This window comes from Streptomyces sp. NPDC058052 (assembly GCF_042885515.1).
In the GTDB taxonomy this organism is placed as follows: Bacteria; Actinomycetota; Actinomycetes; order Streptomycetales; family Streptomycetaceae; genus Streptomyces.
The window spans coordinates 214,608-225,570 of the sequence record NZ_JBHVRX010000012.1 but is presented as its reverse complement, the minus strand read 5'-3'; the positions used below and the strand labels follow the sequence as shown (position 1 = coordinate 225,570).

The following is a 10,963-nucleotide window of genomic DNA, read 5'->3' as shown; positions in this document are numbered from 1 at the left end:
GGCCGTGGACAGTGCGCCCGGTGCCGGTCGCCGGCGGCGGTCCGGCGGGACCGGCACCGGCCGTGGCGCCCGCCGCTCCCGCGCCGGGGGAGGCGCGCCGGGCGCCGGTCGCGCCCGGCGGCCCGGCCCGGCCCAAGGGGGCGACGGCGCTCGGCGCCCGTACGCCCGGGGACACGCCCCCGGCCGCGGCCGCCGCCCCGGATGCCGAGGGCCTGTCGCGGGCGAGGCCGGGAGCGGCGTCCGCCGGCTCCGGGCACGCGACGGGCGCGGCCACCGCTCCTGCCGGCGCCACCGCTCCTGCCGGCGCCACCGTTCCCGCCGGCGCCGAGGCTCCCGCCGGCGCCACCGCTCCCGCCGGCGGCGGCCCCGGGCCGGTGCCCGTGACCGCGGACGGCCCGGTCACCGCCCGTACCGCCGTCGCGCCGGCGTCCGACCGCCCGTCGGGCACCGCCGGGGCGGAAGCCTCCCGCGGGGCGGCCGGGGCGCGGCCGGAGACGGGGACCGGCGCCGCCCCGGCGCGTACGCCCGTCGGCTCGGCGTCGGCCGCCCGCCCGGCCGGGGCGACCCGCGCGGCGCCCGCCGCCTCCGGCTCCACAGCCGCGTCCCCATCCCCATCTCCGTCCCCGTCCCCCTCCCCGGCGGCACCCGCCCCCGACGCGGCCGCCCCCGCCCCCGTCGGCGGCTCCGGCCTGCCGGCCGTCCTGGGGGCCGGGGTGTTCAAGGAGGAGCGGGACGTGCTCGACTTCGGTCGGATCACCGGGGCGCGGGTGGCGTCCGTCGCCGTGCCGGTCGCCGCCGTGGGGCGGTTGCCGCGGCGGAAGAACGTCATCGGGGCGGAGACCGGATCGATCCCCGTACACCTGCTGTTCCGGGACGGCGGCGGGGCGGACGCGCCGGCGGACCGCCGCGCCGACGACGACGGCGGTCCCGACACCGTCGCGATGGCGCCGCCCACCGGCCGGGGGGCGAAGGCCGTGATCCCGCGGCCCGCCGCCAAGCCGGCGCCGGCCCGCGCCGGGTCCGCGCGGCCCGCGCCGACGGCCGACCCGGGGCTGGTGGAGCGCCCGGCCGCGGTGCTGCCGGGCTGGGTCGGGGTGGTCGGCGGACTGCTCGCGCTCGTGGGGTGCGCGGCGGTCGTCTGGTGGGCGGGCGCCGTGCCCGCCGAGGCCGCGCGGATGCTGCGGCTGCCCCCGCGTCCGTACCACGGGATCCACCTCGCCCAGTGGGGGCTGCTGGCGCTCGGCGTGCTGGTGCTGCTCTTCGCGGTGGGCGGGCTCGGCCGCGGCCGGGTCGGGTACGCCTGGGTGCTGACCCTCTTCGGGGAGTACCGCGGCACCGTCCGCCGTACCGGCCTGGTCTGGGCGAGCCCGCTGCTGCTGCGCCGCCGGGTGGACGTCCGGCTGCGGCACTGGCGCAGCGAGCCGCTGCCGGCGGTGGACGCGAAGGGGACCGCGCTGGACGTGACCGTCCTCGTGGTGTGGCGGGTGCGGGACACCGTCCGCGCGGCGCTCGGGGTCGACGGCCACGAGGACTACCTGCGCGAGCAGGTGGAGGCGGCGATGGCCCGGGTGCTGTCGCAGCTGCCGGCGGACGCGTTCCACGAGGACGCGCCGACGCTCCGGGACGCCGAGGCGGTCGGCGAGGCGCTGACCCGGATGCTGTCGGCGGAGTGCGCGCCGGTCGGCCTGGACGTGTTCTCGGCGCAGCCGACGCGGATCGAGTACGCCCCGGAGGTCGCGGAGGCGATGCGCCGGCGGCGGATCGCGGCGATCGACGCGAAGCACCGGGACAGCGTGCTGACGTCGGTGGTGGACGCGGTGGACGACGTGGTCCACCGGCTGACCAGTCGTGGTCTCGTGGAGCTGGACGACTACGAGCGCAAGGCGCTGGTGAAGGACCTGACGGTGGCGTTCTACACGGGCCGTGGGGGCCCGGGCGAGGGCGCCTGAGGCCGGTTCCGGTTCGGCGTGCGAGGGCGGTCGGGATCTCCCGGCCGCCCTCGCCGTTGGTATGGACATGTTCAACTTCCGTCCCTACCTTGGTACTTGGTCTAGACCTAGAACGGTTCCTTCCGTACCACCCCGCACGCGTGCAGCACGGCCCACGGGCATCACAGAACTCCCCCACGTTCTCCCTGGAGCGACAGCATGCGCAAAAAGACAGGGCTGGCCGCCGTGGCGCTCGGCGTCACGGCCGCCTCCCTCTTCGCCACCAGCACCGCGAACAGCCACGGCTACACCGACTCGCCGATCAGCCGCCAGAAGCTCTGTGCCAACGGCACGGTGACCAACTGCGGCAACATCCAGTGGGAGCCGCAGTCCGTCGAGGGCCTCAAGGGCTTCCCGGGCGCCGGACCCGCCGACGGCACGATCTGCGCCGGCGGCAACTCCCAGTTCGCCCAGCTGGACGACCCGCGCGGCGGCGCCTGGCCGGCGACCAAGGTCACGGCGGGTCAGAGCTACACCTTCCGCTGGCAGTTCACGGCCCGCCACCGCACCACCGACTTCCGCTACTACATCACCAAGAACGGCTGGAACCCGAGCAGCAAGCTCACCCGGGCCCAGCTCGACCCCCAGCCGTTCCTGACCGTCCCCTACAACAGCCAGCAGCCGCCGGCGACCCTCTCGCACTCCGGGACCATCCCGGCGGGCAAGACGGGCAAGCACCTGATCCTGGCGGTGTGGACCGTCGCGGACACCGCGAACGCCTTCTACGCCTGCTCGGACGTTCAGTTCTGACGTAGCGTCAGCTACAGTCCCGGGCCATGACGGCCACGACACGGGCAGGCGCGGACACCGTCGCGGAGCTGATACGGCGCCGCTGGGGCGACCACCGGACCGGGCTGAGGGACGAGCACCACACCCTCAGCCACCACCGGGCCGCCGCGGGCGCCGCCGCCCGGGCCGCCCTGCTCGTGGACCTGATGCCACCCCGGCCGGGGGGCGAGCCGCACCTCGGCCTGCTCCTCGACAACACGCCGGAGTACCCGCTCTGGCTCGGCGCGGCGGCCCTCGCGGGGGCCGCCGTCGCCGGCGTCAACCCCACCCGGCGCGGCGCCGAACTCGCCCGGGACATCACCCACACCGCCTGCCGGGTCCTCGTCACCCAGCGCGCCCACCTGCCGCTCCTCGACGGCCTGCCGCTGCCCGGGGTACGCGTCCTCGTCACCGACACCGAGGCGTACGAGGACCTCCTCGCGCCCTACGCGGACGCCCGCCCCGGCGACGCCGTCCTCGGCCCCGTCGGCCCCGGCACCCGCTACCTCCTCACCTTCACCTCCGGCTCCACCGGCGCCCCCAAGGCCGCCCTCCGCAGCCAGGGCGCGGTCGCGTCCGCCGGCGCCGCGCTGGCCCGCGCCTTCTCCGTCGGCCCGGACGACACCCACTACATCTGCATGCCGATGTTCCACGGCAACGCCGTCATCGCCGACTGGGCGCCCGCGCTCGCCGCCGGCGCCGGGATCGCCCTGCGGGCCCGCTTCTCCGCCTCCCGCTTCCTCTCCGACGTCCGCCGCTACGACGCCACCTACTTCACCTACGTCGGCCGGGCCGTCCAGTACCTCCTCGCCACCCCGCCCGGCCCGCACGACCGCGACCACCGGCTCCGCCTCGGCTTCGGCACCGAGGCGGGCGCCGTCGACGCGGCCCGCTTCCGCGAGCGCTTCGGCGTGCCGCTCGTCGAGGGGTACGGCTCCTCCGAGGGCGGCGCGTCGATCCAGCGCACCCCCGACACCCCGCCCGGCGCCATCGGCCGCGCCGCCCCGGACGACGACCTGGCCGTCATCGACCCCGACACCCTGCGCGCCTGCCCGCCGGCCCGCTTCTCGCCCGCCGGCCGGTTCCTCAACGCCGACGAGGCCATCGGCGAACTCGTCAACCGCGGCGGCACCGGCACCTTCGAGGGCTACTGGCGCAACCCGGACGCCGAGGCCGCCCGGCGGCGCGGCGGCTGGTACTGGACCGGCGACCTCTTCTACCGCGACGAGGCCGGCTTCCTCTACTTCGCCGGCCGCACCGACGACCGGCTCCGCGTGGACAGCGAGAACCTCGCCGCCGCCATGATCGAGGCGATCCTCGCCCGCTGGGACCGGGCCGCCGGCGTCGCCGTCTACGCGATCCCCGACCCGGTCGCGGGCGACCAGGTCATGGCCGCGCTCGCCCTCCGCCCGGGCGCCTCCTTCGACCCGGCCGCCTTCACGGCCTTCCTGGCGGACCAGCCCGACCTCGGCACCAAGATGCCCCCGCGCTTCGTCCGCGTCACCCCCGCCCTCCCCCTCACCGCCACCAACAAGATCCACCGCGTGGCCCTCCGCCGCGCCTCCTTCCTCTGCGACGACCCCGTCTGGTGGTGCCCCACGCCCGGCGCCCCCTACGAACCCCTCACCCCCGCCGCCCTCACCACCCTCCGCGCCCAGTACACTGACCACGGCCGCACCCCGGCACAGCCGCCCCCCACGGGGGTCCCGCGGCAGGGCACCCTCCCGAGGCCCCCGGGAGGGTAGGGCCGGCACCACCCCCGCCGCACCCTCCCGCCCCATGGCCCGTCCGCGCGGCCGCCGCCTACGGTGGGCGGTCATGGAAGCACGTGACGTCCGGCAGGCACTGGTCCAGCGGCCCCTGCGGCATCCCTTCGGCGGCGGGCCGTGGCGGAGCGCCGGCTACCTCCTCACGGGGGTCGTGGCGGGCGCGCTCGCCTGCGCCGCCCTCCTGGTGCTGCTGCTCGCCTCACTGCTCCTCGTCGGGATCCCGCTGCTGCTCTCCGGCGGGGTCGCGCTCGGCGGGGCCGAGCGGCTGCGGCTGCGGCTCGTGGACCGGCGGCCGGCGGCCGACCCGCACCGGGTGCCCGCCGCACCGGGGCTCGGGGCCTGGGTGCGGACCCGGGCGGGGGAGCGGGCGACCTGGCGGGAGCTCGCGTACGCGCTGCTCCTCGCCACCGTCCTGTGGCCGCTCGACGCCCTCGTGCTGGCCGTCGCCGTCGTCGCGCCCGGCACCCTGCTCGCCGCGCCACTGCTGCTCGCCGCCGACGGGGAGGAGACCAAGCTCCTGAAGACCGTCCTGGTGACCTCGTACCCCGGCGCCCTCGCCGGCGCGGCCGTCGGCGCGCTGGCCCTCGTCGTCCTCAGCCGCCCCCTCGGCCTGTACGCGGCCGGGCGGGGCGCGCTGGCCCGGGCGCTGCTCACGCCCCGGGCGGCGGACGGGCTCGGCGAGGTCATCGCCTCCCGGGCCCGGCTCGTCGACGCCTTCGAGGCCGAGCGGCGGCGGATCGAGCGGGACCTGCACGACGGGGCCCAGCACCGGCTCGTGGCGCTCTCCATGACCCTGGGCCTGGCCCGGCTGGACGCTCCGCCGGACGGGCCGCTGGCGGAGCGGCTCGCGCAGGCGCAGGAGGAGGCCGGGCAGGTCCTGGCCGAGCTGCGCGAGCTGATCCACGGCATCCATCCGCAGGTCCTCGCCGACTACGGCCTCGGCCCGGCCCTCGCGGACGCCGCCGACCGCACGGCCGTGCCCGTCGACACCGACCTGGACGGGCTGCCCCGGCTGCCGGCCGCCGTGGAGAGCGCCGCCCACTTCACCGGCCGCGAGGCGCTCGCCAACGTCGACCGGCACAGCGGCGCCTCCCGAGCCCGCCTCACCGGCCGGCACGACGGCCGCGTCCTCGTCCTCACCGTCGAGGACGACGGCCGGGGCGGCGCCGACCCGGCCCGGGGCTCCGGGCTCACTGGACTCGCCGACCGGCTGGCCGTCCTCGATGGCACACTGACGATCACCAGCCCGCCCGGCGGGCCGACGGTCCTACGAGTGGAGATCCCGTGCCGCGTCAGCTCCGCGTCGTCCTCGCCGAGGACGGCGTCCTCCTCCGCGAGGGGCTGATCGGGCTCCTGGCCCGGTTCGGCCACGAGGTGGTGGCCGCGGTCGGCGACGCGGAGGCGCTGCGGGCGGCGGTCGCCGCCCACGACCCGGACGTGGTGCTCACCGATGTGCGGATGCCGCCCGGTTTCCAGGACGAGGGGCTGCGGGCCGCCGTCGCGCTGCGCGCCGAGCGCCCGGGCCTGCCGGTCCTCGTCCTCAGCCAGTACGTGCAGCGGGACTACGCCGCCGACCTCCTCGACTCGGGCGACGGCACCGGCGTCGGCTATCTGCTCAAGGACCGGGTGGGGCAGGTGGCGGAGTTCGTGGACGCCCTGGACCGGGTGGCGGCCGGGGGCACGGTCGTCGACCCGGAGGTCGTACGGCAGCTGCTGCGGCGCCGCCGGGATCCGCTCGCCGCGCTGACCCCGCGCGAGCGGGAGGTCCTGGCGCTGGTCGCGGAGGGGCACTCCAACGGGGAGGTGGCCCGGCGGCTCGTCGTCACCGAGGCCGCCGTCGGCAAGCACATCGGCAACATCCTGGCCAAGCTGGACCTGCCGCCGGCGGAGGACACCCACCGCCGGGTCCTCGCCGTCCTCGCCTACCTCCAGGCGTGACGGGCGGCCCCGCCCGGGGAAGGCCCGGACACAGCGGGAAGGCCCCTCACTCGCGTGAGGGGCCTTCCCGTGTCGGTGCGCCGCCAGGGACTCGAACCCCGGACCCGCTGATTAAGAGTCAGCTGCTCTAACCAACTGAGCTAGCGGCGCCTGCTGACAGAGAAAATACTACCTGGTCCGGCGGGGTGCTCGTGACCACCCCGCCGGGACGCCGTGCTCCCCCGTCCTTCCGCGCCCTTCCGTGCCTCAGATCGCCAGCGAGAGCACCACCGGGGCCGCCCGCCGGTTCAGCGTGTCGGCGGCCGAGCGCAGCCGGTGGGCGTGCTCGATGGGGAGCGAGAGCGCCAGGCAGCCCACGGCGGAGCCGGCCGTGAGCGGGACCGCGGCGCAGACCGTGCCGACGGCGTACTCCTGGAGGTCGAGGACCGGGACGGTGGGCGGCTGGCTGTCCAGCTTGGAGAAGAGCACCTTCTCGTTGGTGATCGTCCGGGAGGTGAGCCGGGCGATCTTGTGCCGGGAGAGGTGGTCGCGGCGCCCGTTGAGGTCGAGCTGGGTGAGCAGGCACTTGCCGACCGCGCTGGCGTGGGCCGCGGAGCGGAAGTCGACCCACTCGTGGACCTTGGGGGTGCGCGGGCTGTCGGCGAACTGGGTGATCTTCACCTCGCCGTCGATGTACCGGCTGATGTAGACGGCGGCGCCGACCGAGTCGCGCAGTTCGGTGAGGGTCTCCTGGAGCTTGGCCTCCAGGGCCTCCCGGCGGGTGGCGCCGGAGCCGAGGAGGACGAGCGAGTCGCCGATCACGTACGCGCCGTCGGAGACCTGCTCGACGTACCCCTCGCGGCGGAGCATGAGGAGCAGCGACGACAGGTGGGCGACGGGCAGTCCGGCCTCGCGCGCGATCTGGACGTCCGACACCCCGCCGCCGTGGCGCGAGACCGTCTCGAGGACGCGCAGGGCGTACTGCACCGAGTGGAACGGCGCGGTGGGCTCGGGCTTCAGCGCCACGGTTTCCCCCTACCAGGTTGTGACCGCAAGCTTCTGTACCACGATAGCCGCCAAGGGCCCTTTACGGGGCGGCTGTTGGCGAGAATCATGCGGAGGGTCCCCGCCCTGTACTGGGACGCGCCACCCTGGCATATGACATGGGCATGAATGCGCGGAAGAGTCTCAGGTCAGGCGTGTGCGGACTTGCTCTCGCGCGGGTGTTCGGTTCGGGGAGGAGCGAAGATTTTCCCGAAGGAACCGGACCCGGAACCTGCCGCTCCGATGGCTGGAATGTGACCCCGGTCACCCGTAGCGCCCCGTTCGCCCCGGAATAAGCGCCCCCATCCCCCTGTTGCCGCTCCGGTGGACATACCCGCGCGGAGAGAGGACCGGACGGTGAGCGAGAGCGGCACCCGGGCAGACGCAGGCACGGCGGACGACCCCGTACGGGGAGAGGCCCGGGGCGACGCCCCCGTACCGCTCTCCGTGCTCGACCTGGTGACGGTGGGCAGCGGCTCCACCGCGAGCCGGTCGCTCGCCACCAGCGTGGAGCTGAGCCGGCTCGCCGAGCGGCGCGGCTACCACCGGCACTGGGTGGCCGAGCACCACTCCATGCCCGGGGTCGCGTCGTCCTCCCCGGCCGTGATCCTCGCCCACCTCGCCGCCCACACGCGCCGCATCCGCCTCGGCTCCGGCGGCGTGATGCTCCCCAACCACGCCCCCCTGGTGATCGCCGAGCAGTTCGGCACCCTGGAGGCGCTCGCCCCGGGCCGGATCGACCTCGGCCTCGGCCGCGCCCCCGGCACCGACGGCGCCACCGCCGCCGCCCTGCGCCGCGGCGACACCCTGAACGAGGGCGCCGACGACTTCCCCGAGCAGCTGTCCGAGCTGACGCGCTTCCTCGACGACGACTTCCCGGACGCGCACCCCTACTCCCGGATCCACGCCGTGCCCGGCCCGGTGCAGGGCCCGCAGGGCCGGCCGCCCGTCTGGCTGCTCGGCTCCTCCGGCTTCAGCGCCCGGCTCGCCGGACTCCTCGGGCTGCCCTTCGCCTTCGCCCACCACTTCTCGGCCCGCAACACCATCCCCGCGCTCGACCTCTACCGGGAGTCCTTCCGCCCCTCCGCGGTGCTCGACGCGCCCTACGCCCTCATCGGCGTCGGCGCCCTCGCCGCCGAGGACGAGAAGGAGGCGTACCGCCAGGTGCTCACCGGCGCGCTCTCGATGCTGCGGCTGCGCACCGGACGGCCGGGCCTCGTCCCGGCGCCGGAGGAGGCGGAGGCGTACGGATTCGCCCCGGCGGAGCGCGAGTTCGTCGACGGCTGGCTGGCGAACGTCGTGTACGGCACCCCGGACGCGGTCCGGTCGGGCCTGGACGACCTCCAGAAGCGGACCGGCGCCGACGAGCTGATGCTGACGGCGAACGTGCACGGCGGGGCGGCGCGGCTGCGGAGCTACGAACTGATCGCCGACGCCTACGGGTTGCCCGCGGAGGACGCGCAGGCGGACTGAATCCGCGATTCCGTCGGACGGCTGGTTCCTCTCCCGGCCGGCCGCCGGGCTTCCCTAAAGGAACCTTAAACCGCTCGTCACCGATGGTGGCGGGCGGTTCCGTTTTGTGCTGCACGCCTCTGACGAGGTCTTTCTTCCTCGAATTGGTCTAGTCCTCAATCTGGTTCAGACCATTGACGCGCCGTTCACGCGGGGGCTATCACTTCTCCAACTCCTTGTACGGCACCACCAGTACCCCCCATCGGAGGACGCTCGTGCACCCCCGTAAGTCATTGATCGCCGCGCTGCTCAGCTCGGCCCTCGCCGCCGGCGCTCTCGCCGCGACCGCGGGTCTCGGCTCCGCCCAGGCCGCCGACGCCTCGACCACCGCCTCCGCCGGCGGTGTGCGCATCGCGTACTACGACCAGTGGAGCGTGTACGGCAACGCGTTCTACCCCAAGCACCTCGACACGCGGGGCATCGCGAGCCAGCTCGACATCATCAACTACTCGTTCGGCAACATCCACCCGACGAACCTCACGTGTTTCATGGCCAACAAGGCCGCGGGTGACGACAACAACCCGAACGCGGGCGACGGCGCGGGCGACTCCTACGCCGACTACCAGAAGTCCTTCTCCGCGGCCGACTCCGTCGACGGCGTCGCCGACAAGTGGGACCAGCCGATCGTGGGCGTCTTCAACCAGTTCAAGGAGCTGAAGGCGAAGTACCCCCACCTGAAGATCAACATCTCGCTGGGCGGCTGGACCTACTCCAAGTACTTCCACGACGCGGCGAAGACGGACGCGAGCCGCAAGAAGCTCGTCTCCTCCTGCATCGACCAGTACCTCAAGGGCAACCTGCCCGTCGAGGGCGGCTTCGGCGGCGCGGGCACGGCGGCCGGCATCTTCGACGGCATCGACATCGACTGGGAGTACCCGGGCTCCTCCGGCGGCCACCTGGGCAACCACTACGGCCCCGAGGACAAGCAGAACTTCACCCTGCTCCTCGCCGAGTTCCGCAAGCAGCTCGACGAGTACGGCGCGGCCAACGGCGGCAAGAAGTACATGCTGACCGCCGCCATGCCGGCCGGCCAGGACAAGATCAAGTACATCGAGACCGACAAGATCGGCCAGTACTTGGACTACGCCAACATCATGACGTACGACATGCACGGCGCCTGGGACGGCGACGGGCCGACGTACCACCAGTCGCCGCTCTACTCCGGCGCGAACGACCCGACCGACCCGATCGCCCCGGGCACCGAGAAGTACTCGATCGACAACGCGATCGACTCCTGGATCGACGGCAAGCCCGCCTACGGCATCGCCGGCGGCTTCCCCGCCGAGAAGCTGACCCTGGGCTACGAGTTCTACTACCGCGGCTGGAAGGGCGTGCCCGCCGGCTCCGCCAACGGCCTCGCGCAGACCGCCACCGGTGGCTCGAACGCCCGCCCGCTCTCCCAGCAGGCCGGCATCGCCCACTACAAGGAGCTCGGCGGCATCGTCGACAACGCGTCGACCACCTTCTGGGACGACCAGGCGAAGTCCGCGTACTTCTACAAGGACGGCGAGTTCTTCACCGGCCTGAACCAGAAGGCCATCCAGGAGCGCGTCGACTACGGCAAGCAGCGCGGTCTCGGCGGCGCGATGATGTACTCGCTTCTCGGCCTGGACAACAACGCCACCCTGCTGACCCAGATCAACACCGCGCTCGGCGGCACCACCGTCCCGCCGACCACGCCTCCGACCACCCCGCCCACCACGCCTCCGACCACCCCGCCCACGACCCCGCCGACCACGCCTCCGACCACGCCCCCGGCCGGCTGCGGCTCGCTCCCGGCCTACGTCGCCGGCACGGTCTACAACGCGGGCAACGAGGTCTCCCACAGCGGCCGCAAGTGGAAGGCCAAGTGGTGGACCCAGAACGAGGCCCCCGGCACCACCGGCGAGTGGGGCGTCTGGCAGGACCTCGGCGCCTGCTGATCCGCTGAACCCGCTCCACCCCTCATGAACCACTGCCCCCGCC

At 74.6% G+C, this 10,963-nt stretch carries 8 protein-coding genes and 1 tRNA gene; 7 read left to right on the top strand and 2 right to left on the bottom strand.

Annotated features, from left to right (window positions below):
* The 5 genes from ACFVU3_RS19310 to ACFVU3_RS19290 all read left to right on the top strand — a co-directional run.
* Positions 1–1,949 (top strand): SPFH domain-containing protein (locus ACFVU3_RS19310; RefSeq protein ID WP_390067582.1); only part of this gene is annotated, 1,949 nt, incomplete at its 5' end.
* A gap of 198 nt (positions 1,950–2,147) precedes the next feature.
* Complete coding sequence (locus ACFVU3_RS19305; RefSeq protein WP_390067580.1) at positions 2,148–2,738, top strand: lytic polysaccharide monooxygenase; 591 nt, start codon at positions 2,148–2,150, stop codon at positions 2,736–2,738.
* A 26-nt stretch (positions 2,739–2,764) separates the two neighbouring features.
* The gene (locus ACFVU3_RS19300) at positions 2,765–4,501 is read left to right on the top strand and encodes an AMP-binding protein (protein ID WP_390067579.1); all 1,737 of its coding nucleotides are present in this window, start codon (positions 2,765–2,767) and stop codon (positions 4,499–4,501) included.
* Between the two features lie 73 nt (positions 4,502–4,574).
* Complete coding sequence (locus ACFVU3_RS19295; RefSeq protein WP_390067577.1) at positions 4,575–5,870, top strand: sensor domain-containing protein; 1,296 nt, start codon at positions 4,575–4,577, stop codon at positions 5,868–5,870.
* Positions 5,810–6,463, top strand: a complete 654-nt coding sequence (locus ACFVU3_RS19290; RefSeq protein ID WP_390067575.1) for a response regulator — start codon at positions 5,810–5,812, stop codon at positions 6,461–6,463. The genes ACFVU3_RS19295 and ACFVU3_RS19290 overlap by 61 nt, the downstream gene beginning before the upstream one ends.
* 76 nt (positions 6,464–6,539) lie before the next feature.
* Here ACFVU3_RS19290 and ACFVU3_RS19285 read toward each other — a convergent pair.
* Both ACFVU3_RS19285 and ACFVU3_RS19280 read right to left on the bottom strand, forming a co-directional pair.
* Positions 6,540–6,613: transfer RNA gene (locus tag ACFVU3_RS19285), tRNA-Lys, on the bottom strand.
* A gap of 96 nt (positions 6,614–6,709) precedes the next feature.
* The gene (locus tag ACFVU3_RS19280; RefSeq protein ID WP_390067574.1) at positions 6,710–7,468 is read right to left on the bottom strand and encodes an IclR family transcriptional regulator; all 759 of its coding nucleotides are present in this window, start codon (positions 7,466–7,468) and stop codon (positions 6,710–6,712) included.
* A 375-nt stretch (positions 7,469–7,843) separates the two neighbouring features.
* Between ACFVU3_RS19280 and ACFVU3_RS19275 the strand changes: the two genes are divergently transcribed.
* Positions 7,844–8,959 (top strand): LLM class flavin-dependent oxidoreductase, encoded by a 1,116-nt coding sequence (locus ACFVU3_RS19275; protein WP_390067573.1) that lies wholly within the window; start codon positions 7,844–7,846, stop codon positions 8,957–8,959.
* Positions 8,960–9,213: 254 nt separating this feature from the next.
* On the top strand, positions 9,214–10,920 hold the full coding sequence (locus ACFVU3_RS19270) for a glycosyl hydrolase family 18 protein (protein WP_390067571.1): 1,707 nt from the start codon (positions 9,214–9,216) through the stop codon (positions 10,918–10,920).
* Positions 10,921–10,963 lie beyond the last annotated feature (43 nt).